Here is a 24,020-nt window from a genome sequence, read left to right as displayed (position 1 = left end):
CCCAGCTTAGATCAGAGCTCGCCGTAGCTGTGCAGGCCGCTGAGGAACATGTTGACGCCCAAGAAGGCGAAGGTGGTGACCAGAAGCCCCACCAAGGCCCACCAGGCCCCCATGGCGCCGCGCAGGCCCTTGATCAGCCGCATGTGCAGCCAGGCGGCGTAGTTCAGCCAGACGATCAGGGCCCAGGTCTCCTTCGGGTCCCAACTCCAGTAGCCGCCCCAGGCCTCGGCGGCCCAGAAGGCGCCCAGGATGGTGGCGATGGTGAAAAAGGCGAAACCGAGCGCGATGGCGCGGTACATCAGTTCGTCCAGCACCGGCAGTTCGGGCAGTCGGGCCGTGACCCGCGCGCGCAAGGCCACGCAGGCGGCCAGGAACAGACCCAGGCCGCCGAACTTGCGGGCCCAGGCCAACAGGCCGGCCGTGGTGGTCTCGCTGAAGCCGCCAAACTGGGCAAACACCAGCAGCACCAGCACCAGGCCCAGCGGCAGGGCCACCAGGCCGATCCAGAGGCTGCGCGCCGGCTGGGTCTTGAGCAGGAAGGCCATGGCCACCATGGCGGCCAGCGCAAAGCAGCCGTAGCCGACGAAATTGGCCGGCACGTGGATCTTCATCCACCAGCTTTGCAGGGCCGGCACCAGGGGCTGGATCTCGTGCGCGCCGCGCGAGGCGCTGTACCAAAGCAAAAAGCCCACCGCCGCCGACACCACCAGCATCACCCAGGCCCCCAGCGCACGGGTGCCGAAGCGCTCGGCGTAGTAGAGGTGGAAGAGCGTGGTCATCCACACGAAGAGCACGAACACTTCGTAGAGGTTGCTGACCGGGATGTGACCGATATCGGGGGCGATCTGGTGGCTCTCAAACCAGCGCACCAGGGTGCCGATCAGGGCCATTGCCACGGCGCCCCAGGCCAGCTTGGTGGCGCTGGCTTCCAGCATGGCGGCCTGCCCGCGCCAGGCCAGCGCGGCCCAATAGAACAGGGTAGAAAGCAGGGTCAGAAAGGCCATCCAGAGGATGGCGCTCTGGCTGGCCAGTGCGTACTTCAGCAAGAAGAGCTGTTCGCCGGCCTGCAGATCGGCACCGAACCCATCGGTCTTGCCGCTGTAAAGCGCCAGAGCCAACAGACTGGCCGCGCCGACGATGACCGTGAGCGTGCGCAGCGGCGCCCAGAACCAGCCCAGGGCAATCAGGGCAGGGGCGGCGCCGAGCAAGATGGCCTGCTCGTAGCCATCCATCGAGGCCGAGTAACGCCAGAAGGCCAGCGCCAACCCGATCAGGGTCAGGGCCGCGAAGGCCCAGTCGGCCGGCGAGCGGCGCAGCATGGGCAGGGGGGCGGTGGTGGTGTTCATGGTGCGATCAGGCCCTTGAGGCGTTCGAACTCGGCATCGGTGTCGCTGCCCTGACGTTGGCTGGAGTAGGCCAGCAGCACGGCGGTGCCGCCCTCGGCGGGTTCCAGCCACAGCCACAGGCGGCGCTCGCGCAAATACAGCATGGCGAACACGCCCAGCATCAACAACACGGCGCCCAAATAGACCAGCTTCTGACCCGGCGCACGGGTGACCTGGAACACCGAGGCCTGACGCTGCTCAAAGCCCTCGAGCAGGAAGATCTGGGGGGCGGGATAAAGCACGCTGTCCGAGATGGCCATCAGGGCCTGCGTCAGGAAGGCCTGCCGGGTGGCATCTGCGGCCGGCACCGTCACCTCGGCGGCGCGGCGGGCTTGCTCGTCCAGCAGGGCCAGGGAGCCGGACAAGACCCGCAGCAGCACCCCGGAGACGCGCTCGCGCTCGGCCTCGGGGACGGATTTTTCGATGTGCTGGGCCAGGGCCTGAAGGCCGCCGGTACCGGGGGCGGTCGAGTCAGCACCCGCCAGCAGGGCCAGGGCCTTGGCGGCGCTGGCGGCGATTTGCTCGCGCAGTTCCGGCTTGTCGCTGGCGGTCTGGGCGTAGGCCAGGGCGGCGGCCTGACGCTGCGCCGGGTCCAGCAGGGCACGGCGCAGTCGCAGCCAGCCCTGCAAGCTGTCGTTCTCGTCGGCCGGGGCGCGAAGGTAGCGGAACTCGTCGCTGGCGGACTCGCGCAGGCCCAGCAGGTAGACGCGTTGCCCGTCCAACTCCACGGGCTGCATGTAGTTGTGGAACTCCTTGGCCTGGCCGGCGGCATCGCGCAGCCGATAGGTGATGGAGGGGCCAATGTTGCGCAGGGTCTTCTTGGCCGGATCCTTGGCGGCAGAGCCCGTGGCGAAGGGCGACTGCTTCGGGCCACTGGCAGACTCTGCGGCCTCGGCGGCGCCGCGCACCTGGCCGAAGTCCTCGACATTGATGACGCGCAGCGCCTCCACTTCCAGGGTCTGCTGGCTGGAGGGCAGCTCCAGCTTGCCCCCCACCTGACCGTCAATCGTCAGGCTGCGGCCCGGCCCCAGAGGCTCGGCCTTGAGCGTGACCTTGGATCCGCCGTCCTCGAAGCTGCTCTGGTAGATCGCCAGGCCTTTGTGGATCAGCGGCTTGTTGACCTCGATGCGCGCGCTACGGCGCTCAGTGCCATCCACCAGCACCACCTCGCTGGCGAACAGCTTGGGCATGCCGGTGTCGTAGTACTCGACCTGGAATTTGTTGAGCTCCAGCGAGAACGGCAGCTGCTGCAGGGCGATGCCGCCCGGCAAGGTCAGCACCGCGGTGTCGGCGCGCTGGCCCTCGGGCACAAAGAGGTTGCCGCGGAAGCTGGGGTTGCGGGTGTCCAGCCGATGCGTCTCGGGATTGGTCACGTTGCCGCTGCCGGTGAACAGGGTCTTGCCCTGCAACTGCAGTGCCAGGCGCACGATCAGGTCACCATCCAGCAGGCCGCCCAGGCAGACCAGCACGATGGCGCCATGCGCGGCCAGGTAGCCCAGCTTGTGAATGCGGCCCTTGCGCGAGGCCATCAGGCGGCCGACTGATTGGTCGTCAATCCTGCGCTCGTCTTCCTTGAACTGCCAGCCTTCGGCGCCTAAGCGCGCGGCCAGGACTTGGCGGGTGCTTGTGGCGTCCTGCGACCACTGGGCGCGGGCGTGGTGGTGGTAGGCGGCCAGGCTCTCGGCGCGCACGCGCAGCTTGGCGTCCTGCCAGTCGCGCAGGATCTTGGGGGTCTGCCGTGCAATGCACAAGCTGGTGGAGATCACCAGAAAGGCCAGGATCAGCAGGAACCAAGGCGCGCTGTAGACGGTGAACAGGTCCAGGCGACCAAACAGTTCGGCCCAGAAGGGACCAAACTCATTGATGTAGTTGTTCAGCGGCTCGCGTTGCTTGAGCACCGTGCCGATCACCGAAGCGATGCAGATCAGGGTGAGCAGCGCAATCGCGAAGCGCATCGAGGCCAGCAGCTCAAGCAGCGTGCGGCGCAGGGGGGCAGGGGCGTTGGACATGGGCGGGCGCGATTGTCGCGGGCACAAAAAAGGCCGGCACAGCGGCCGGCCTCTTTCTGCAAGAGCCTTGCTTTAGTTCAAGCCGGCGATGTAGTCCGACACGGCTTTGATTTCCTTGTCGTTCATCTTGGCAGCAATGGCGCTCATCTGGGCGTTGACGCGCGCGCCGCTGCGGAAGGCGTTCAGCTGGGCCTCGGTGTAGTCGGCATGCTGGCCGCCCACCCGCGGGAACTGCACCGGCAAGCCGGCGCCGTTGGGGCTGTGGCAGGCCGCACAGGCCGGCACGCCACGGGCGGCGATGCCGCCGCGATAGATCGCCTGACCCAGGGCCACGGTGTCCTTGTTCTTGGCCGCGCCCGGCTTGGCGGTTTTGCTGCCGTAGAAGGCGGCGACATTGCGCATGTCGTCGGCACTCAGCGCGCCCGCAAAGCCTTGCATCACGGCGCTCTTGCGCTTGCCTTCCTTGAAGTCAGCCAGTTGCTTGGCCAGGTACTCGGGGTGCTGGCCAGCGATGATGGGGTTGGCCGGGCTGCCCCGGCTGCCGTCGGCGCTGTGGCAGGCCGCACACACTTGGGTCGAGATCGCCTGACCCTTGGCCAGATCGGCCTTGGGTGCCGCAGCGGCGGGGGCGCCAGCGGCCATCGTGGCCTGGGTGGCGGCAGCGGTCAGGAGCAGGGCGATGAGGCGCAGCGGCTTCTTCATGGTGGCGGGCGCTTTCTTGAGCTTGAGCGTCTTGCAAAACGGGCGCGCCCTGGAGGGCCCAGGGCGCAATGAAGCGAATCTTACAATGCCGCCCCAATGACCGAGCCCACGCCGATTTCGCCCACGCCGCCCTCCGACAAAGAGGTGCTGGGCTGGGCCCACACCGCGCGGTTCTTCACCACCGCTGCACAACTCCACCAACTGCCCGAGACCGGCCTGCCCGAGGTGGCCTTCGTGGGCCGCTCGAATGCGGGCAAAAGCACGGCCATCAACACCTTGGCGCAGACCAAGCGCCTAGCCTTTGCCTCCAAGACGCCGGGCCGCACCCAGCACATCAATCTGTTCCACGTCGGCCCCAAGGACGCGCCCAATCAGCTCTGGGCTGACCTTCCTGGCTATGGCTACGCGGCGGTGAACCGCGATGCCAAGCAGCGCTGGCAAAAGGTGATGGCCGACTACCTGGTCGAGCGCAAGCCCCTGGTGGGTGTGGTGCAGATGGTGGACAGCCGCCACGGCCTCACCGATCTGGATCGCCAGCTGATCGACTTCATGGCCGAGCGCATCTATGCCGGCGAGGTTCGGTTGTTGGTCTTGCTGACCAAGGCCGACAAGCTCAATCGCAAGGAGCAGGCGGCCATCCTGCGCGAGACCCAGGAGCTGCTGGCCAGCTATGTGCTGACCGAGCAGGCCGACATCGGCGTGGCCCTCTTTAGTGCGCTGAAAAACCAGGGTGTGGCCGACGCCGCGCGCCAACTGCACGAATGGTTGGGTTGTGCGCCGGCGCTGGATGAGGCGGATGAGGGCGACCCGGCACTCGATCAGCCCGAGTTGGACGATGACGCCTGAGGCCAGCCAGCCCGGTCTGGACGCTCCCCACCTGCTGGTGGTGGACGATGAGCCGGAGCTGCGCAGTCTGCTGGTGGAGTATTTCGGGCGCCATGGGCTGAAGGTCCATGCCGCGGCCGATGCCGCGCAGGCTCGCGACCATCTGGCCCAGGCCCGTCCGGGCTTGGCCGTGCTGGATGTCAACATGCCTGGCGAGAACGGCCTGGCCCTGGCGCGCTGGATGCGCGAGACCCATCCGGGCGTGGGCATCGTGATGCTGACCACGGCCAGCGATTCCATCGACCGCGTGCTGGGCCTGGAGATGGGCGCGGACGACTACCTGCCCAAACCCTTTGAGCCGCGCGAGTTGTTGGCGCGGGTGCGGGCGGTGCTGCGCCGGTTGACGGTGGCGGTGCCGCCGCCGGCCGCGCCGGCGCCGAGGCTCGAGGCGGCAAGCGATGAGCGCCTGCCCTTCGGTTTTTGCCAGCTGGATATGGCCCAGCGCAAGCTCTACGGCGAGCAGGGCCAGGAGATTGAAATCACCGCGGCCGAGTTCGACTTGCTGGCCTTGTTTGCCCGGCACCCCAACCGCCCCTTGAGCCGCGACCAGATCATGGAGCAGGCGCACAACCGCGGTTGGGAGGTCTTTGATCGCTCCATCGATCTGCGGGTTATGCGCTTGCGCCGCAAGGTGGAGCGCAACCCTGACAAGCCCGAACACATCAAGACCGTGCGCAATGTGGGCTATGTCTATGTGCCTGCTCCTCGCTAAGCCCACGCAATGAATCTGCCCGCCGAACTGACCCCGCTGTTGGCGGGTTTGCTGGACCAGGTGCCGCTGCGGGTGGCAGTGGTCGATGGCGCGATGCGCTATCGCTACGTCAACCAGACCGCGTTGGATTTTCTGCAACGGCGCGCCGAGGACCTGCTGGGGCGCACGGTGTCTGAGGCCCGTGGCGCCGAGATCGGTGCGCTCTATGCACCGTTGGTGGAACGGGCCCTGGCCGGTGAGGTTTTGCAGCACAGCGCCTGGGTGGATTACCCGCATCATGGGCGGCGCTTCGTTGAAGACCAGATCCAGGCCTTGCCGGCGGCACCAGGCACGCCGCGCGAAGATCGTCTGATCGTGGCCTACAGCCGCGACAGCACGGCCATGCGCCTGCAAGCCGAGCAGGCGGACGAACGGCTGGCCGCCTTGCAGCGCGCCGAGCGCCTCAAGAGCGCCATCGTCGATAACGCGCTGGCCGCCTTGGTGACCAGCGATGCCCAGGGCCGCATCGTCGAATTCAACCCGGCGGCCGAGGCCATGTTTGGCCGCAGCCGCGCACAGGCTCTGGGCGCCACCGTGGCCGAGGTGATGATTCCGCCGCGCTTGCGCGGCGCTCACGAAGACGGCATGGCGCGCATGTCTCGGGGCGAGGCGCCGCGGGTCATGGGCCAGCGCTTGGACCTGCCAGCGCAGCGCGCCGATGGCAGCGAGTTCCCCATCGAGATGGTGCTGTGGCGCACCGATGTGGGCACGCAGAGCTATTTCACGGCCTCCATCATCGACATGAGCGAGCGGGTCAAGGCCCAGCAGCTCATTCAGCGTCAGCGCGAGGCCCTGCGCCAGAGCGAGAAGCTCAGCGCCATGGGCAGCTTACTGGCCGGGGTGGCGCACGAATTGAACAACCCGTTGGCCATCGTGATGGGGCGGGCCTCCTTGTTGGAGGAGAAGACGGCCGGTAGCGATCTGGCCCTGGAGGCGGCGCGCATCCGCGAGGCGGCCGAGCGCTGCGGCCGCATCGTGCGTACCTTTCTGAATATGGCGCGCAGCAAGCCCATGCAGCGTGCGCCGGTGGCCCTCAATGAACTGGTGCATGCGGCCGTCGATCTGCTGCAGTACGGCTTGCGCAGTCATGGCATCGAATTGAGTCTGGACTTGCATCCGGCCCTGCCGCTGGCCCTGGCCGATGGGGATCAGCTGGGGCAGATCGTGCTCAATTTGATGGTCAACGCGCAGCAGGCTCTGGCCACTGTGGAAGGGCCGCGGCGATTGCGCCTGAGCACGGGGGTGGAGAGCCGCCGCAGTGAGCGCGAGCCGCGCGTGTGGTTGCGGGTGCAGGACAGTGGCCCCGGCGTGCCCGAAGCCCTGCGCGGGCAAATCTTTGAGCCCTTCTTCACCACCAAGCCCGAGGGCTTGGGCACGGGTCTGGGTCTGGCGGTGTCGCGCTCTTTGGCGCGCGACCACGGCGGTGATCTCCAGTTGGAGAACCCGGCCGAGGGCGGCGCCTGCCTGCGTCTGAGCCTGCCCATCAGCGGGGTGCAGAGCGAGGCGGATGCCACGGAGACCCGACCAGCGCCCCTGCCCCCGGAGGACCCGGCGCGCGCGCGCCTGCTGGTGGTGGACGACGAACCCGAGATCGTCGACTTGCTGCGTGCTTTGTTGGAGCGCGCCGGCTATGAGGTCAGCAGCGCCGAAAGTGGCGCCGTGGCGCTGGAGCTCCTGGAGATGGCGCGATTTGACGCCGTGATCTCCGACTTGCGCATGCCGGATCTGGATGGCGCCGGCCTGTGGCGGGCGCTGCAGGCGCGCTGGCCCACACTGACACGGCGATTGCTGTTCGTCACCGGCGACACCCTCAGCCCGGGCGCACGCAGCTTCCTGGACGAGACCGGCTGTCCGCATCTGGACAAGCCCTTTGGCAAGGCCGAGCTGCTGAGCGCCGTGGAAGCCTTGCTAGGGCCTTCCCAGGAATAAGTAAGCCGCGGTACCGCCTTCGCGCGCCGCGCCCAGGCCCAGATAGAGCGGCCCCAGCCCGGTGTCGGCGCCCAGAAAGACCGAGGCCGAGTGGCGCAGATCGCGCAGCGACAGCGCACGCGGCGCGAGCCACACATTGCCGGCCTCCAGCGAGGCGCCGACGAACCAGCCGCGCGTCAGCACCGGCTTGTCGCTCAGGCGCCGGTACCAGCCGGCGCGCAGCAACAGCAAGGCGTTGCCGCTGAGCTGGTCCTGGCGCAGCCCGCTGAGCTGCTGAAAGCCTCCCAGGCTGTAGGGCCCCCCGGGCACGTCGGGCAGTTGTTGGGTGGCTGCCGCGCGCAGCTGCAGGTTCAGGGTGTGCCCGCCCCAGCTGCGCGCCTGCGCGAAGTCGAGCTCCACGCGGTGGGCGCGGCCAGCCAGGCCGGTTTGTTTGCCGAGCACGCCGGTCAGGCCCAGGCGGTAGCCGTCGGTGGGGAAGCTGGCTTCGTCCAGTTGGTCAATCTGCACCCGGGCGCGCAGGCCGCGCAGGCGCTGCACTTGGCCCAGCCGGTCCGAGGGCAGGGTGACTTCGCTGATTTCTTCCTTCCAGCGCGCGGCCTCTTGCCACAGGCCCAGGCGCAGCTCGCCAAGGCGACCCCAGGGCTGGCCCAGATCCAGCCCGCTGGTGAGCGCGGTGCGCCGCAACTGGGCCACTTCTTGGCCGCCGGCGTCATAGAGGCTTTGCTGTCGAAGTTGGGCTTCGCCCCAGCCGGCCACAAACCAGTCGCGCCTGCCGCCCACCTGCTCGGACAGCGGTTGGTAGAACTCGCTGAACAAGCTGGGGCTGCGGCCAATAGAGAGCTGGTTACGCCACTCGGCGCCCAAGCGGTTGAGCCAGTGGCGGTTGTGGCTCAGCCGCAATGTGAAGGCGCTGCCACCGTTGTTGTCGGTGCTCAGATCCAGGCCGATCTTGAAGTAGTTCGGTCCCCAGTGCTTCTCGCTCAGATCGAACACCAAGGTGTCGCCTTCCGGGCTTTGCTCGAGGCGAAAGTCGACCCCGGAATAGTCGCCACTGGCGGCCAGCAAGCGGGTGTCGCGCACCGCCTTGGCCTCCTCAAAGGGCTGACCGACCTGGCTGGCCAGCACCGGCAACCAGCGCTCAGGGCGCGTCAGGGTCTGGCCTTCAAAGCGCAGCGCCGCCAGACGCGGCAGGGGCAGGGCGTTGCGGGCCCGCGCCGTGCGCCACTGGGCATAGGCCGCCTCACTCAGGGCCAGCGGGCGCAACTCGCCCAGTAGGGCTTCGGCGCTGGCCTCGCCGATGCGGATGAACTCGGCGGCGCGCTCGAAGTCGCCCGAGGTCAGGGCGCCCAGACCGGGGTTGAGCAGCACATCCTCTTCCCACAGCGACGCCAGGCTGCGCTTGACGTTCTGCTCGGTCAGGATGTTGATCATTTGCGCCGTCAGGCCCAGAGCGGTGCCCAGGGTCTCGCGGCCGGCCAGCGGGGTGCCCACATTGACGGCGATGACACGCTGCGCGCCCATGCGGCGCACCACGTCGATGGGCAGGTTGTTGACCAGGCCACCGTCGCCCAGCAAGCGGTCCTCGCGTTCGATGGGGGAGAACAGCCCTGGCACGCTCATCGAGGCACGTAGCGCCTGGGCCAGGTCGCCGTCCTCCATCACCACCGGCTCGCCGATTTCCATGTCAGTGGCCACCGCCCGGAAGGGCGTGGGGAGGTCTGAAAAGCGCTGGATGTGGCGCACCGGCAGGGTCAGGCGGCGCAACAGTACTTCGAGGCCCCGGGTCGAGACCGTGCCTTGCGGGGCGCGCAACTCGCCGTCGCGCAGGCCCAGCTCGATGGCCGGCGAAAACGCAAAGTCCTCCTCTTTGCGGCGCTGCGACAGGTGTTGCCGATCCACCCGGCTGGCGAACATCTGTGGCCAGTTCAGCGCCAGCAGCTCGCGTTCCAAACTGGCGGCATCCATGCCGCTGGCGTACAGGCCGCCCACGATGGCGCCCATCGAGGTGCCGGCAATCACGTCCACCGGGATGCGCTCGCGCTCCAGCACCTTGAGCACGCCGATGTGCGTGAGCCCACGTGCGCCGCCGCCTGAGAGCACCAGGCCGATTGGCGGGCGCTGCGCCGTCTGCGCCAACGCGCTGCCGCACAGCAGCAGCGCCAGTCCCCACAGCCAGAGCCTCATGGATCGAGGTCTTGCATCAGCGTCGATACCGCACGCTCCAGCAGCCCTTCTTGTTCCAGATAGGTCACCAGCCCATTGGCATAGAGCTGAGCCAGGGCGCCTTGGGTCATCGAATGGCGGTCGGTCGCGTCCTGGCCGACGAAGAGATAGAACTGACTGCCTTCGCTGACCCAGACCAGTTGCGCCGTCAGCCAATGGCTGTTGACGAACAGGTGGAACCAGCCACCGATTTGCAGATGGCGTAACCATTGGCCGACCGCCTCGTCGCGCAGGCGGGCATCGGCCAAGGGCAAGGGCTCGGTGGGCAGTTCGGCGCGATTGACTTCGGCATGGGCCCAGACCGAGCCGAACTCGCTGTCGCGCTCGTCCAGCAGGCGTTTGACCTCGGTCTCCTTGATCCAGGCCGGCTCCGGCGCGGTGGACTCGCCCAGCCCGCGCAGGGCGCGTGCGTGTTGCTGGGCCAAGCCCTTGAGGATGGCGCTGCGCTTGCTGTCCGACAGGGCGATGCTGTGCAGGCCATGCTCGATGCGCGCCACCAGGGCAGGCAGCGCATGGCGCTGCTTTTCCTGCGCAGCTGGGTCTCGCTTGGGCACCAGGCTTTCGACCAGTTCGTCCACCACCGCCACCAATTCCTGCACCGAGCGAGCCTCGTGGCCCTCCAGCACCATGGCCTGCACGATCACATCGACCCAGATGCCGAGCAGGAACTCGCGCACCGAGGGGCTGATGCGCGCGCTATGCAATTGCGCATCGAGCTGCTCGCGCAGCAGGGCGGCCCAGGGGCCGCGTTGGCGCTCGCGCTCCAGGGCGGCAAGGGCGGCGGTGGAAGAACCACTGCGTTCCCGCGCCTGGCGGGCAATGAAGCCATCGATCAGGCGCTGCAGGTTCTCGAACTGCTGGCGATTGGGGGCCGGGCTGTTGATCAACAACTCGGTCTGGTCTTCCAGGAACTGCAGGAAGTCGCGCAGGCGTGAGTCCTGGGCATCCTGGAAGGCGGCGCCATAGGCGGCCACGGCATTGATCAGGCGCCAGGTCGGGTGGTCTTGCTGGCGCAGTAACTGCGGGTCGTGATGGGCCAGGCGCGAGACGGCGATTTGCAGGCGAGCCAGCTGGGCCTTGACCGGCGGCAGCAGGTGCGGGTCCGCCAACATCTGGTCGTAGAGCCGTTGCAGCAGATTGGGGCCTTGCCCACTGCCCAGACTCAGACGCTGGGACTCCATCGCCTCGACCCGCTGGCGCAAGTTGTCCAGGCCGCCCGGCACGCTGCTCAAGGGGCGACGCGGCGAATTCCCCAAGTCCACGCTGCTGACCATGGCGGTCAGCCGCTCGCGGGCCAGCACTTCGCCCAGTGCGGTGTAGATGGGGGCCAGCGCGGCGGCCAATGCCGGGGCGGCCGCCTGCATCAAGGAGTAATGACCCTCGGCGCGCAGGTCAGAGCCGCTCAGGGCATCGGACAGCGCGCGGGCGAACAGGGCTGGGCGAAGCGGGTTGGGTTCGCGGCTCGGGCGCTGGCTGTTCTGGTTCAAGCCGGCAAAAAAGTTCTGCAGGCGAAAGAGTTCGCTACGGTTGGCCTCGGTGGCCAACTCCACCACATGAGCGATGCCCACGTCGCGCAGCGCCTGGTGTTCATCCACCAGCGCCAGTTGGTCCATGGCGACTTGCCGGCGCGGGGCAAGCGGATCCAGGCCTTGGCGTACTTGAGCCAGGGCGGGGCGCAGGCTGGTCTCAAACTCCATCTGGAAGCGCTGCCGGCGCCGCGCCCAGGCCTCCTGCAAGCCCATGTTCTTGTGCTTGATGGCTTGTTGGATTGACTCTTGCAAATTGCGCGTGAGGTCGGGCACCAGGGCCAGCACCAACTCGGCCATTTGCAATTGCAAGGGATGGGTCGCCATAAACCCATTATGGAAAGTAAAAAGGGGTTCGCCCTAAGGCGAACCCCTTGCACACAGGAGACTGTGGGCTGGAACTTACATGTCCATGCCCATGCCGCCCATGCCGCCACCCGGCATGGCCGGAGCAGCGTCTTCCTTGGGCGTCTCGGCCACCATGCACTCGGTGGTCAGCATCAGGCTGGCCACGGAGGCGGCGTTCTGCAACGCGGTGCGGGTCACCTTGGTGGGGTCCAGGATGCCCATCTCGATCATGTCGCCATAGGTGTCGTTGGCGGCATTGAAACCGAAGTTGCCCGAACCGTTCAGCACGGCGTTGATCACGACGCTGGGCTCGCCACCGGCGTTGAACACGATTTCGCGCAGCGGGGCTTCGATGGCCTTCAGGACCAGCTTGATGCCGGCGTCCTGATCGGCGTTGGCGCCTTCGATCTTGCCAGCAGCTTGCTTGGCGCGCAGCAGGGCCACGCCGCCGCCGGCGACGATGCCTTCCTCAACGGCAGCACGGGTGGCGTGCAGCGCGTCTTCCACGCGAGCCTTCTTTTCCTTCATCTCGACTTCGGTGGCAGCACCGACCTTGATGACGGCCACGCCGCCGGCCAGCTTGGCCACGCGCTCTTGCAGCTTCTCGCGGTCGTAGTCGCTGGTGGCTTCTTCGATCTGGGCACGGATCTGCTTGACGCGGGCTTCGATGTCGGCAGCGGCACCGGCGCCATCGATGATGGTGGTGTTTTCCTTGCCCACTTCGATGCGCTTGGCTTGGCCCAGGTCGGCCAGGGTGACCTTTTCCAGGCTCAGACCGACTTCTTCGGCGATGACCTTGCCACCGGTCAGGATGGCGATGTCTTCCAGCATGGCCTTGCGACGATCGCCAAAGCCCGGAGCCTTGACGGCCACGACCTTCAGGATGCCGCGGATGGTGTTGACCACCAGGGTGGCCAGGGCTTCGCCGTCAACTTCTTCGGCAATGATCAGCAGCGGGCGGCCAGCCTTGGCCACTTGCTCCAGCACCGGCAGCAGGTCGCGGATGTTGCTGACCTTCTTGTCGTGCAGCAGGACAAACGGGTTGTCCAGCAGCGCGATTTGCTTCTCGGGGTTGTTGATGAAGTAGGGCGACAGGTAGCCGCGGTCGAACTGCATGCCTTCCACGACATCCAGCTCGTTGTCCAGGCTCTTGCCGTCTTCGACGGTGATCACGCCTTCCTTGCCGACCTTGTCCATCGCGTTGGCGATGATGGTGCCGATCGACTCGTCGCTGTTGGCCGAGATCGAACCGACTTGGGCGATTTCCTTAGATGTGGTGGTGGCCTTGGAGGCCTTCTTCAGCTCGACGACCAGGGCGGCAACCGCCTTGTCGATACCGCGCTTCAGATCCATCGGGTTCATGCCGGCGGCCACGTACTTCATGCCTTCGCGCACGATGGCCTGGGCCAGCACGGTGGCGGTGGTGGTGCCGTCACCGGCGTTGTCGCTGGTCTTGGAAGCGACTTCCTTGACCATCTGGGCGCCCATGTTCTGCAGCTTGTCCTTCAGCTCGATTTCCTTGGCCACGGACACGCCGTCCTTGGTCACGGTGGGGGCGCCAAACGAGCGCTCGAGCACCACATTGCGGCCCTTGGGGCCCAGGGTCACCTTGACCGCGTTGGCCAGGATGTTCACGCCTTCGACCATGCGCGCGCGGGCTTCGCCGCCGAACACAACGTCTTTTGCTGCCATGTTGATATCTCCGAATTCAGTAAAACAGGTTGGCGCTGTGCAACCAACTTCTGTCTGCGGCCGGGCCTGCGGCCCTTAACTTGGCTGCGCCAAGTTAGCCTGCGACGAAAGTGATTGCCTTAGGCAATCACTTCTCGACGACGGCGAAGAGGTCGTCTTCTTTCATGACCAGCAGTTCATTGCCGTCCACCTTGACGGTCTGGCCGCTGTACTTGCCGAACAGCACGCGGTCGCCGACCTTGATGTTCAGGGCCACAAAGTCGCCCTTGTCGTTGCGCTTGCCCGGACCGACGGCCAGCACTTCGCCCTGATCGGGCTTCTCGGCGGCGTTGTCGGGGATCACGATGCCCGAGGCGGTCTTGGTTTCGTTCTCGAGGCGCTTGACGATCACGCGATCGTGCAGGGGACGCAGGTTCATGGGATCTCCTTCAGGAAAAAACGGGGCGCTTTGGGCTTGGAGCCTGGCGCCGGTCTGTTAGCACTCAGCTACTGCGAGTGCTAGTGGTCGAAGTATAGGGGCGCTCGGCCAGGCTTCAAGAGGGGGGTGGGCGACAAATCGAGGGGGGGATTGGCGCACTTCATCGCAATTCGCTGGGCAGCCCGCCGGTTGCTGACGACGATGCGTTTCATTCCCAAAATCGGCGGCCCCATGCTCCCCTCCAAGTTCCTGCTCTTTTTCCTATCTGTCCTGGCAGCACCCGGCTTGGTGTTGGCGCAGCCGGTGCCCAGCCGCCTGACCCTCCCCGAGAGCCAACGTCAGTTGGAGGTGCTGCAGTTGGGCGAAGGCCAGGCCAGCGTGGTGCTGGAGGCGGGATTCGCCACCGGCTGGTCGACCTGGCGCAAGGTTCTGCCTGGCCTGGCGCCGCAGGCGCGGCTGCTGGCTTATTCACGCGCCGGCGTCGGCGCCTCCGACCCGGCACCCACCGTGCCGACGGTCGACGATCGCGTACGCGATTTAGAGGGTTTGCTGGCCGCCTCCAAATTGCCGCCGCCCTATGTGCTGGTCGGACACAGCTACGGCGGGCTGGTGGTGCGGGCCTTCGCGGCGCGCCATCCGGAGGCCGTGGCCGCTCTGGTGCTGGTGGATCCGGCCAGCGAGACCTACACGCCGGCGCTGCGCAAGATCGAACCGCAACGCGCTGATGCCGACGACGCCGCGCTGCTGCAACGCGCCCCGGCGCGCTTCAAGGCCGAGTACGAGTGGGTGATGAAGGCCTTGGGTCAAGGGCTGGCCATCGAATCGCGCCCGCTGCAGCAACGTCCGACCGTGCTGCTCACCTCCATCAAGCCCGAGTGGCCGGACCTGGTGGCCTTCACGCCGGCTGGACGCGAGGTCTGGCGCCAAGAGCATGCGCGCTGGCTCGCGCCGCAGCGCAACAGCCTGCATTGGGTGACGGACGTCAGCGGCCACCATATCCAGCAAGAGGAGCCCGAGCTGGTGGTGCAGGCTGTCCAGGCCGCGATCCGCCTGTCCCAGGCGGAGGCCCAGCGCCAAGTACAGGCACAGCGGCGCCAGCAACTGGAGCAAGGTTTGGCGGCACTGAAGTTGGAGGGCAATCCCAGCCTCCAGGCCGAGGTGGATGCGCTGCTGCGGGCAAGCCAGCTGGGCGAGGTCGATATCAACGGCCTAGGCTATCGCTTGTTGGGGCAGGCTGCGCAACGCTCGCTGGCGCAGGCCGTGCTGGTGCACAACGCCGTGCGATTCCCGCAATCGGTGAACGCGCAGGACAGTCTGGGTGAGGCTCTGCTCAAGACCGGTCAGGGCCAGGCGGCCCGCGCTCAATTCGCCAAGGCCCTGGAATTGGCGCGCCAACAGAGTGCATCGGCCCGCCAGATTCAGGCCATCGAGGCCAATCTGCGCCTGGCCGAGGCACTCAAGTAAAGCTCAAGTAAAACCGAGCGGCCCGCGGCGGCCGCCGCTGCTGCTTGGCAAATCGGTGGTCTGGATTTCGGATCGACCCGCCAGCTTGGCATTGCCAAAGGCGGTCATCCAGGCGCGCCGCATTTCGCGCGGGGGCAAGGCGGCCAGTTGGTCGAGCACGGTGTCGCTGGGGCTCTCGGTGAACTGCCGGCCCCAGTCATGGGCGGCGCGGATGTTGCGGTAGAGCCGGGCTGCGATGCCACGAGCGGCCTCGAAGTCCGGGGCCTCGATCTCGTAGACGTTGCAGCGGTTCAGGATCGGATCGGGGATGGTTCGTGCGTCATTGGCCGTGGCCACCCAGATCAGCTGGCTGGCGTCCACCGCCACCTCGGCGAATTCATCGGTGAAGGCGCAGGCGGTGTCGTGTTCCAGGAGGCTGTAGAGCGAGCCCAGCGGGTCATAGCTGGCCTCGGCGCTGGCCTTGTCGATCTCGTCCACCACCATCACCGGGTTGGCGTACTCACCCTCCACCAGGGCCTCGAAGACCTTGCCGGGTTTGGCGCCCTTCCACTGGCTGCTGGCGCCGCCGATCAACCAGCCGGCCGTCATCGCGCTCATCGACAAAAAGGCGTGGCCGGTGCCCAGCAGATCGGCCAGCTGGCGCGCGAAATGCGTCTTGCCCACGCCCGGTGGGCCCAGCAGCAAGAGTGGCGTGATCTCCAGTGCGTCCCCGCTGTCGGCGCACAGCGCGATCTGGCGCTTCACATCGTCCAGCACGGCGTGGAAGTTGGGCAGCTCTTCGTACAGCTCGGCCATGGCCGGCAGCCCGCTGGGCTTGACCTGGAAGCGCTGCGCCCCCTTGGCCAGCATGCGCTCATAGGTGGCGCGCAGGGCCGGGTGATCTTGGGCGGGCAGCTTGTCCAGCTTGGTCTGCACGCTGGCGCAGTCGTAGACGCTGCGCATCTGCGCCAGCGGAATGCGCGGGGTGGCCGGGATACAGGCCAGGGCGTTCGGGCTGTGGCTCATGCTGCCTCCTTGCGAAGTGCGAGCTTCCGTTGTACGGATGCTGCCCCGCTTTGGGAAGCGCAAAACTTCAAATTGGCCGCAATGGATGCGGCAGATGCACGCTCAGCCGGTCTGCTTGCACAACCCCAGCACGGCCTCAGGCACTTCGCGGCTCAGTGCGTCGAGCTGGTGCAGGTCGTGCAGGCGCGCCAGGTCTTCGGGGCGCAACTGATCTTCGGCGCCGCCCAGCAGGACGATGGGAGCCAGAAGTGCAGCGGTGGCGTCGTTTTCGAAGCGCGGCGCCCAGGCCTCGCCGCCAAGGTCCACGCCGATCATGAAGCCGGTGCACCAGTCCTCGGCATCCACCAGTTCCTGGCCGTCCTCTTCAGCCTGGCTGAAGATGGGCTCCCAGGCTTGGGGCTCGCGGCTCAGGGTGTGCGCCAGGCTGTTCAGGTGCCGCAGCACCAGCAGGGTGGCCTTTTTGCGTTGCTTGCCGCTGGTGAAGGGGGCCTGGCCTTCGCCGTCGCCGCCCCAGACCAGCGGAATCCAGGCCTCGCCGGCCAGGCTCGCCACCGGGACGGGACTGAGCAGCAGGGCGGTCAGGTAGCCGTCCAGGGCCTCGATGTTCATGGCGCCGTCGCTGGGCAGATCGGCCAACAGGTCGTCAAGCTGCCCCAGCTCCTCGTCGCTGAGGGGCAAGTTGTCGGAGGCGGGGTTGTAGCTGGGGTATTGCATGGGAACTCACTCTGGGCGACCGGCGCGCGGGATCGGGGGGCCGCCCGCGCGCTGAGCGCGGCAGGGCGGCGAGACATTCAGCCGCGCAGCATAGGTCAGACCGATCGGGCGTATTGCCCAGTGATCCCGTCCATCAGTTGCAGGATGCGCTCGCTGGTGCTGAAGACCTCGTCCTGCGCGCGCGGGTTGGGTTGGCCTGGCTGCAGGCTTTGCAGGGCGGCCTCGAAAAAGGTGAACTGCTGACCCACGCGGGCCAGTTCCTGATTCAGGAGGGTGGTGTTCTCCCGCGCGGCCAGCAGCTGGGTGTGGGCCGCGCGGAATTCTTGTTGCGCCAGCTGCAGCGCTTGCTGTTGGCTGGCGGATTGCACGCCCCAACTGGCCGCCAGATAGGCTGCGGCCATACGCTGGCTGAGCATGCGCTGGCGTCCGGCCAAATTGACCCAGCGCCCGGACGGCTGGCCAGAGAGCTGCTCCAGCTGTTCGGTGCTCTGGTGCGCAAGCGCAAGCACTTGGCCGGCGGCGGCCAGCACGGGGTCAGCTCCGGCACGCTGGGGCACGGCGCCCACCAAGGCGATCTTGTAGGCCGACCAGCGCGGCTCCAGCTCGGCCAGGGTGTTGCGCGGGCCGCTGGCCGTGGCGAAGGCGCGCAGTTCCACCAGCTGGCGGTCAAACAGTGCCATGGAATCGGCCAGCACGCGCTCGGCCTGTTCTCTGCGGACGCCCTGGGCCAGGGCCAGCCAGGCCTTGGCGCAGCGCTGGCTGAGCATGCGCTGACGCCCGGCCTTGTTGATGGCGTCGTTGAGGTCGCGCACCTGGGCCCAGGCGGGCATGTAGATCAGGCTGCTGCCCAGCAGCAGGACGTGGCGACGGGCGATCGACCGATGGGACATGGGGCCTCCCTTTGTGAATAGAGGCCGTTGATTCTGGTTAGCGGGCCGCGAGCCGGCCTTGATGCAGTTTGCTTGCGAGCGAATTGACTGTATATACTGTGCATATCGCATATACACAGCAAACCCAACCGTGAGTGCCCAGCTCTTTCTGTCGTCCACCGACGCCACACCGATGTACCGGCAGATCGTCGATCAGATCACCGCCCGGGTGATCGCGGGCGACTGGGCACCCGGCAGTGCGCTGCCCTCGATCCGCGAACTGGCGGCTGCCAACGGGGTGAGCGTGATCACGGTCAAGCGCGCCTACCTGGAGTTGGAGCACGCCGGGGTGATCGTGACGCGGCACGGCAAGGGCTCGACGGTGGCCGAGTCGCTCGACCCCAGCCGGGCGCGGCTGCAGGGCGAGCTGCTGCGGCAGATCGACGCCGTGCTCATCACCGCCGAGCGCCTGGGCTGCACGAATGCGGAATTGCAAGACCTCATCGCCAACCGGCGTCAGCAAGGAAACACGCCATGAACCTCGCCTTCTCCCTTCGGGGTGTCAGCAAACGCTACGACCCTTTTGAGCTGCAAGCCCTGGACCTGGATCTGCCTGAAGGGCAGATCATGGGTCTGGTGGGCGTCAACGGCGCCGGCAAGACCACCTTGCTGCGTCTGCTGTCCGGGCTCACCCTGCCGGATACCGGTCGTATTGAGGTGCTGCAGCTGCCCATGCCCGAGCAACAGGTGCGCGTGAAGCAGCAGATCGGATTGGCCAGCGAGGACATGCGCCTCTATGGCTCGCAGAGCCTGGCCTGGCATATGGACTTCATCCAACGCTTCTACCCGGCCTGGGACGCGGCCTATGCCCAGCACCTGATGCAGCGTTTTGATCTGCGCGCCGATCAGAAGCTGGCCGGCTGCTCACATGGGCAGCGCGTCAAGGCTTTGTTGCTGCTGACGCTGGCGCGCCGGCCCCGGCTCTTGCTGTTGGACGAGCCGACCACGGGCCTGGACCCGATTGCGCGTGCCGAGGTGCTGGAGGCCCTGGCCGATGTGCTGCAGGACGAGCGCCGCAGTGTGTTGTTCTCCTCCCACCAGACCCAGGAGGTGGAGCGCCTGGCCGACCGCATCGGCTTCTTGCATATGGGCCGCTTGCTGAGCTGCGAGGACAAGGAAAGCTACCTCGGCCGCTGGCGCCGCCTGGTCGGCCAGGGGGCGCTGAGCGATGGCGTGCAGCGCTGGCCCGAGGTGGCGCAGCTGCGCCGCAGCGGTTCACTGTTGGAGCTGCGCGTGCGCGACCACAGCGAGGCGCTGATGCAGCGCTTGGGCGCCGAGGGCCTGCAGCTGTCGGCCGATGAGCCCATGAGCTTGGAAGAGATTTTTGTCACCACGGTACGCAGTCAGCAGGCTGCAGGAGTGCCCGCATGAATTCCGTTGCATTGAATCGCCCTGCGATCCGGGCCTTGGTCATCAAGGATTGGCAGTTGTTTCAACGCCAGCTTGCCGCCTATGTGGCGGGAGGCATCGCGGCGCTGGCCTTGATCGGTCACGCCAAGCCGTGGAGCTTTTACCTGGGCTCGCTATTGCTCATCATCATCATGGTGGCGGCGTCCTGCTTCGCCCTCAGTACCTCGCTGTTGAATGAGCGCAAGGAGAAGACCCTGGCCTTTCTGATGAGCCTGCCGGTCTCGCCCTTGGACTTCTACCTCGCCAAGCTGGTCGGGAACCTCATCACCTTTGGGGTGCCCTTTGCCATCCTGACGGGCGGGGCCGTGGCGGTCACGCTCACCACCCCCGTGACGGACGGCCTGCTCACGCTGGTGCTGCTGATATGTGGACACCTGCTGCTGTCCTATTGCGTCTCCCTGTGCGTGGCCATGCAGGTGGAGTCGGAGGGCTGGAACATCTTCGCCATGGTCGGTGGCTCGGTCCTGATCAATCCGCTGATGGCGGGCCTGAGTCAGATCCCGGACATCGCCCGCTATTGGTCGACCAACGAATTGGTGTGGAGTTGGCAGGCGCTCAGCATCCTGGCGGCGCAGCTGCTGCTCAGCCTGGCCCTGCTGGCCTACACAAGCTGGCGCCATCTGCGCAAGCAAGCCTTCTTTTGAATATGGACAGCGGCACGCTGCGCGCGCTCGACAAGCTGCGCGCCCTGGCCATGCTCGCGGGCCTGTTCTTCCACGCGTCGCTGGCGCACAGCCCGCTGGTGCAGCCCTTTTTCCCCACCGCGGACGCCTCGCAGGCGGCCGGGTTGGATTGGGTGCTGTGGCCCCTGCATCTGGTGCGCATGCCGCTGTTCTTTGTCATCGCCGGCCTGTTCGCGGCGCGCAGTCTGGCCCGGCGCGGCATGGCGGATTGGATGCGTGAGCGCGCCCGCCGCCTGCTGTTGCCGCTGCTGGCGGGGTGCGTGCTTATCCATGTGCTGATGGCTTGGCTGTTCGACTGGGCCGCACGCACCGTGCAGCGGCCCTCACCCATGCTGGCCTGGTGGCGCACGGCACAGGCGCAGGGCTTGCAACTGCCCTGGGGCACCGGGCATTTGTGGTTTCTGTACTACCTGCTCTTGCTGGGCGTGCTGCTGTGGGTGGCGCGCCTGTTGCTGCCCGCGCGGCTGAAGACGGCATTGCGCGAACTGCCGCTGTGGGTTTGGGCGCTGGGCCTGCCCCTGCTGCTGACGCCCGCGCTGGCCTCGGTGAGTGCGCCGCATCCGGCCCCCGAGGGGCTGTTGCCGCAGTTCTGGGCCTTGTTCGGCTTTGGCGCTTACTTCGTGCTGGGCTACCTGATCGGGCCGCGCTTGGCAGAGCTGAAGCGAACCCGCTGGCTGACCCTGCTGGGCTTGGGCGGTGCGCTTGCTAGCGCCGGCTTCTTGGCGCTGCTGGACAGCGCGAAGGCGCAGGCCGGTTGGGTGTTGGGCGGGGTGTCGGCCGTCGCCAGCGTCTGGTTGACGCTGGGCTTGCTGGGCCTGGCGCTGCGCGGCCTGCAGGGCGGCCCTCGGGTGTTGCGCTATCTGGCCGAGTCGTCCTACTGGGTCTATCTGGTGCACCTGCCGGTGCTGTTTGCGCTGCAATTCGCGTGGATGGATGCGCCCTGGTCCTGGGGCTTGAAGCTGCCCTTGGCGGTCTTGAGCACGCTGCTGATGGGCCTGATCAGCTATGAGCTGATCGGCCGGCGGCTGCTCTCCAAGCCGCGCTGAGTCAGAGGTGGCGTCAGAAACGACTTTTGGCCTTGCGGCTGTCGAAGTCGGCAATCTGCTTTTTCAGCAGCACCAGCAGCACCCGGGCGTCGGCCTCGCTCATCTCCAGCACGCTGGAGGGCTCGGTCTCGTCGTCCTTGGGCTTTTGCGGCAGCACCAGGCAGTCCATGCGAAAGCTCACCGTGCCGCGGGTGCTGGAGTTGCTGGCTGATTTGAACTTCTGCAGTTCGATGCGGTGGGTTTTCATGCGGGAGTTACTTCACAAAGCTCTGCAGCTGGATGATGGGTTGTAGCACCGCCATCACGATCACCATCACCACCACGCCCATGCCGACGATCAGCAGCGGCTCCAGCATCGTGGCCAGGGCCATGGCACGGCGCTGCACTTCGACCCCCAATTGCTTGCCGGCGCGGCTCAGCATTTCGGGCAGGCGGCCGGTCTGCTCGCCCAACCGGGCGAACATGGCCAGCAGGCCGGGGAAGCGCTTCTTGGCGGCCAGCGCAGCGCCCAGCGGGGCGCCTTCGCGCACCTGCACCAGGGCATCGAGCGCATCGGCGCGCAGGGCCTGGTTGGATAGGGTCTCGGCCGCCGCCTGCAGGGCCTTCAAGATCGGTACGCCAGCGCCGGCCAGCATGCCCAGGGTGGACGCAAAGCGCGCGGCGTTGTAGCCGCGTGCCAGCCTGCCAAACAGCGGCAGGCGCAGCCAGGCGGCGTCAAAGCGCAGGCGGAAGGCGGCCTGGCGCAGCGCCAGATGCAGGGCCACGGCGCCGGCCGCCAGCAGGGCCAACAGGGCCCAGCCCCATGTGCGCACGAAGTCGGAGATCGCCAGCATCGCCACGGTCAGGCCGGGCAGGGCGCGCTTGGTGGAGGTGAAGGCCTGCGCCACCTGCGGCACTACATAGGTGACCAGGAAGATCACGATGACGATGGCCACCAGGGTGACGACGGCCGGATAGGCCATGGCGCCGATCAGTTTGGCGCGCAGTTGCTGGCTCTCTTCCAGGTCGTCGGCTAGGGATTCCAGCACCTGCCCAAGGGCGCCGCTGCTTTCGCCGGCCGCCACCACGCCGCGGTAGACCTCGTCGAACTCGCGCGGCGCGCTGGCCAGGGCGCGGGCAAAGGAGGCGCCGGCGTTCACCTCGGCCTTGAGCTGGGCCAGCAGTTCGCGCTGGCGCGGCTCTTCGCTGTCATCGGCCAGGGCGGTCAGCGCGCGCTCCAAGGGCAGGCCGCTGCCCACCAGGCCGGCGAGCTGGCGCGTCCAGACGGACAGGGCGCTGCTGTTGAAGACGCGCGGCTGCAGGGTCCAGCGGCTGGCGTCCTGCGGCTGCTGGTTCACCTGGGTCACGCCCAGCGGGGTCAGGCCCTGCTCGCGCAATTGGGCCCGAGCCGCACGCGGGTTGTCGGCCTCCAGCAGGCCGGTGAGGGCCTTGCCGGCGGCGTTCAGGGCTTCGTACTTGAAGGCGGGCATTCGACGGTCTTAATCGCGGGTCGCGCGCAGAACTTCTTCAAGACTGGTCACGCCTTCGGCTACCAGGCGCTCGCCGTCCTCGCGCATGCTGCGCATGCCCTTGGCCTTGGCTGCGGCCCAGAGTTCGCTCTCGGCCGCGTGGTTGTGGATCAGGCCGCGCAGGGTGTCGTCGGCGCTCATCAGTTCATACACGCCGGTGCGGCCCTTGTAGCCGGTGTGGCTGCAATCTGGGCAACCCACTGGGTGCCAGTGACCCTCCGCGTCTTGGCGCTTGCAGCTCGGGCAGAGCTTGCGCACCAGGCGTTGCGCCAGCACGCCCAGCAGACTGGAGCTGAGCAGGAAGGGCTCGACGCCCATGTCGGTCAGGCGGGTGACGGCCGAGGGGGCGTCATTGGTGTGCAGGGTGGCCAGCACCAGGTGGCCGGTGAGCGAGGCCTGGATCGCGATCTGCGCGGTTTCGAAGTCGCGGATCTCGCCAATCATGATGGCGTCGGGGTCCTGGCGCAGGATGGCGCGCAGGGCCTTGGCGAAGCTCAGGTCGATTTTGGCGTTGACCTGAGTCTGGCCGATGCCGGCCAGCTCGTACTCGATCGGGTCTTCCACCGTGAGCACATTGGTGGTCGCGGTGTCGATGGTCTGCAGCGCGGCGTAGAGCGTGGTGGTCTTGCCCGACCCGGTGGGGCCGGTGACCAGGACGATGCCATGGGGCTGAGCCACCAGGCGCTTGAACGCATGCAGCACGTCGCCGTCCATGCCCAGACCTTCGAGGCTGAACTTGCTCTCGCTCTTGTCCAGCAGGCGCAGCACGGCGCGTTCGCCGTGGGCGGAAGGGAGGGTGGAGACGCGCACATCGATGGCGCGGCCGCCGATGCGCAGGCTGATGCGCCCGTCCTGCGGCAGGCGCTTTTCGGCAATGTCCAGCTCGGCCATGATCTTCAGCCGGCTGATCAGCGCCGCGTGCAGCGCCCGATTGGGCTGCACCACTTCGCGCAGGCTGCCGTCGACGCGGAAGCGCACCGCGCTGCTGCGCTCATAGGGCTCGATGTGGATGTCGCTGGCCCCATCCTTGGCGGCCTGGGTCAGCAGCGCATTGAGCATGCGGATGATGGGGGCGTCGTTGGCGGCCTCCAGCAAGTCCTCCACGGCGGGCAGGTCCTGCAGCAGGCGGCTCAGGTCAACGGCCGACTCCACCTCGCCCACCACGGTGGCGGCGCTGCTCTCATTGCCGGCATAGACCACGCTGATGCGCTCCTGCAGCAGCGCGGCGGCCTGGGGCTCGACCCGCTCCACCGCATGCAGGCGCTGAACCTCGGCCAACTGGGCATCGCTGACTTGTGGGCTGACCCAGAGCACGCGCTCCGCGCCACTGTCTTCCAGCAGCAGGTTGTGCGCCTTGGCGAAGGCGTAGGGCAGGGGGTAGCGGCTGGCCATG

Annotated in this window: 21 protein-coding genes; 8 read left to right on the top strand and 13 right to left on the bottom strand. The window is 67.1% G+C overall.

Going from position 1 to position 24,020, the window contains the following annotated elements; translation table 11 throughout:
- Positions 1 to 11: 11 nt before the first annotated feature.
- The 3 genes from ccsB to FF090_RS16030 form a co-directional block, all read right to left on the bottom strand.
- Positions 12 to 1,346, bottom strand: a complete 1,335-nt coding sequence (ccsB, locus tag FF090_RS16040) for a c-type cytochrome biogenesis protein CcsB (protein ID WP_138857679.1) — start codon at positions 1,344 to 1,346, stop codon at positions 12 to 14.
- Positions 1,343 to 3,394 carry a cytochrome c biogenesis protein ResB gene (locus tag FF090_RS16035; RefSeq protein WP_138857678.1) on the bottom strand — a complete coding sequence of 684 codons (2,052 nt, stop codon included), beginning with the start codon at positions 3,392 to 3,394 and terminating at the stop codon, positions 1,343 to 1,345. The genes ccsB and FF090_RS16035 overlap by 4 nt, the downstream gene beginning before the upstream one ends.
- 72 nt (positions 3,395 to 3,466) lie before the next feature.
- Entirely contained in the window at positions 3,467 to 4,096 is a 630-nt protein-coding gene (locus FF090_RS16030) for a c-type cytochrome (protein WP_175423691.1), read from the bottom strand.
- A 96-nt stretch (positions 4,097 to 4,192) separates the two neighbouring features.
- On the opposite strand from FF090_RS16030, the gene yihA reads away from it, so the two are divergent.
- From yihA to FF090_RS16015, 3 genes are read left to right on the top strand one after another with little or no spacing between them, the layout of a single operon-like run.
- Entirely contained in the window at positions 4,193 to 4,942 is a 750-nt protein-coding gene (gene yihA / locus FF090_RS16025; protein WP_138857677.1) for a ribosome biogenesis GTP-binding protein YihA/YsxC, read from the top strand.
- Entirely contained in the window at positions 4,893 to 5,693 is an 801-nt protein-coding gene (locus FF090_RS16020; RefSeq protein ID WP_246071447.1) for a response regulator, read from the top strand. The genes yihA and FF090_RS16020 overlap by 50 nt, the downstream gene beginning before the upstream one ends.
- A 9-nt stretch (positions 5,694 to 5,702) precedes the next feature.
- Positions 5,703 to 7,661 carry a hybrid sensor histidine kinase/response regulator gene (locus FF090_RS16015; protein ID WP_138857675.1) on the top strand — a complete coding sequence of 653 codons (1,959 nt, stop codon included), beginning with the start codon at positions 5,703 to 5,705 and terminating at the stop codon, positions 7,659 to 7,661.
- Here FF090_RS16015 and FF090_RS16010 read toward each other — a convergent pair.
- From FF090_RS16010 to groES, 4 genes are all read right to left on the bottom strand, one after another.
- Positions 7,641 to 9,845, bottom strand: a complete 2,205-nt coding sequence (locus FF090_RS16010) for a patatin-like phospholipase family protein (protein WP_138857674.1) — start codon at positions 9,843 to 9,845, stop codon at positions 7,641 to 7,643. The two genes, FF090_RS16015 and FF090_RS16010, sit on opposite strands and share 21 nt — an antisense overlap.
- Entirely contained in the window at positions 9,842 to 11,737 is a 1,896-nt protein-coding gene (locus FF090_RS16005) for a DUF1631 family protein (RefSeq protein ID WP_138857673.1), read from the bottom strand. The genes FF090_RS16010 and FF090_RS16005 overlap by 4 nt, the downstream gene beginning before the upstream one ends.
- A gap of 75 nt (positions 11,738 to 11,812) precedes the next feature.
- Positions 11,813 to 13,450, bottom strand: coding sequence for a chaperonin GroEL (gene groL, locus FF090_RS16000; RefSeq protein WP_138857672.1), 1,638 nt, complete (start codon positions 13,448 to 13,450; stop codon positions 11,813 to 11,815).
- Between the two features lie 127 nt (positions 13,451 to 13,577).
- Positions 13,578 to 13,868, bottom strand: a complete 291-nt coding sequence (groES, locus tag FF090_RS15995) for a co-chaperone GroES (protein WP_138857671.1) — start codon at positions 13,866 to 13,868, stop codon at positions 13,578 to 13,580.
- Positions 13,869 to 14,099: 231 nt separating this feature from the next.
- On the opposite strand from groES, the gene FF090_RS15990 reads away from it, so the two are divergent.
- Entirely contained in the window at positions 14,100 to 15,332 is a 1,233-nt protein-coding gene (locus FF090_RS15990; RefSeq protein WP_175423690.1) for an alpha/beta fold hydrolase, read from the top strand.
- Positions 15,333 to 15,335: 3 nt separating this feature from the next.
- On the opposite strand, the gene FF090_RS15985 is transcribed toward FF090_RS15990, so the two are convergent.
- The 3 genes from FF090_RS15985 to FF090_RS15975 form a co-directional block, all read right to left on the bottom strand.
- Positions 15,336 to 16,337, bottom strand: a complete 1,002-nt coding sequence (locus FF090_RS15985) for an AAA family ATPase (protein WP_138857669.1) — start codon at positions 16,335 to 16,337, stop codon at positions 15,336 to 15,338.
- Between the two features lie 102 nt (positions 16,338 to 16,439).
- The gene (locus tag FF090_RS15980) at positions 16,440 to 17,051 is read right to left on the bottom strand and encodes a UPF0149 family protein (RefSeq protein WP_138857668.1); all 612 of its coding nucleotides are present in this window, start codon (positions 17,049 to 17,051) and stop codon (positions 16,440 to 16,442) included.
- Positions 17,052 to 17,146: 95 nt separating this feature from the next.
- The gene (locus FF090_RS15975) at positions 17,147 to 17,941 is read right to left on the bottom strand and encodes a type IV pili methyl-accepting chemotaxis transducer N-terminal domain-containing protein (RefSeq protein WP_138857667.1); all 795 of its coding nucleotides are present in this window, start codon (positions 17,939 to 17,941) and stop codon (positions 17,147 to 17,149) included.
- Between the two features lie 130 nt (positions 17,942 to 18,071).
- Between FF090_RS15975 and FF090_RS15970 the strand changes: the two genes are divergently transcribed.
- Genes FF090_RS15970 through FF090_RS15955 form a run of 4 tightly spaced genes read left to right on the top strand, consistent with a single transcriptional unit; the run spans position 18,072 to position 21,119 of the window.
- A complete protein-coding gene (locus FF090_RS15970; RefSeq protein WP_138857666.1) occupies positions 18,072 to 18,458 on the top strand; it encodes a GntR family transcriptional regulator in 387 nt (128 codons plus the stop codon).
- Positions 18,455 to 19,351 carry an ATP-binding cassette domain-containing protein gene (locus FF090_RS15965; protein WP_138857665.1) on the top strand — a complete coding sequence of 299 codons (897 nt, stop codon included), beginning with the start codon at positions 18,455 to 18,457 and terminating at the stop codon, positions 19,349 to 19,351. The genes FF090_RS15970 and FF090_RS15965 overlap by 4 nt, the downstream gene beginning before the upstream one ends.
- The gene (locus FF090_RS15960; RefSeq protein ID WP_138857664.1) at positions 19,348 to 20,034 is read left to right on the top strand and encodes an ABC transporter permease; all 687 of its coding nucleotides are present in this window, start codon (positions 19,348 to 19,350) and stop codon (positions 20,032 to 20,034) included. Before FF090_RS15965 ends, FF090_RS15960 begins: the two co-directional genes overlap by 4 nt.
- 2 nt (positions 20,035 to 20,036) lie before the next feature.
- Positions 20,037 to 21,119, top strand: coding sequence for an acyltransferase family protein (locus FF090_RS15955; protein WP_138857663.1), 1,083 nt, complete (start codon positions 20,037 to 20,039; stop codon positions 21,117 to 21,119).
- A gap of 13 nt (positions 21,120 to 21,132) precedes the next feature.
- Here the strand turns inward: FF090_RS15955 and FF090_RS15950 are convergent, their stop codons facing one another.
- From FF090_RS15950 to gspE, 3 genes are read right to left on the bottom strand one after another with little or no spacing between them, the layout of a single operon-like run.
- Complete coding sequence (locus tag FF090_RS15950; RefSeq protein ID WP_138857662.1) at positions 21,133 to 21,366, bottom strand: hypothetical protein; 234 nt, start codon at positions 21,364 to 21,366, stop codon at positions 21,133 to 21,135.
- A 7-nt stretch (positions 21,367 to 21,373) separates the two neighbouring features.
- Positions 21,374 to 22,588 carry a type II secretion system inner membrane protein GspF gene (gene gspF / locus FF090_RS15945; protein WP_138857661.1) on the bottom strand — a complete coding sequence of 405 codons (1,215 nt, stop codon included), beginning with the start codon at positions 22,586 to 22,588 and terminating at the stop codon, positions 21,374 to 21,376.
- Between the two features lie 9 nt (positions 22,589 to 22,597).
- Positions 22,598 to 24,019 carry a type II secretion system ATPase GspE gene (gene gspE / locus FF090_RS15940; protein WP_138857660.1) on the bottom strand — a complete coding sequence of 474 codons (1,422 nt, stop codon included), beginning with the start codon at positions 24,017 to 24,019 and terminating at the stop codon, positions 22,598 to 22,600.
- Position 24,020: the final 1 nt, after the last annotated feature.

It is taken from the genome of Inhella inkyongensis (assembly GCF_005952805.1).
GTDB lineage: Bacteria > Pseudomonadota > Gammaproteobacteria > Burkholderiales > Burkholderiaceae_C > Inhella > Inhella inkyongensis.
Note: the sequence above shows the minus strand (reverse complement) of the source record. Positions and strands in the feature narration are given on the sequence as shown.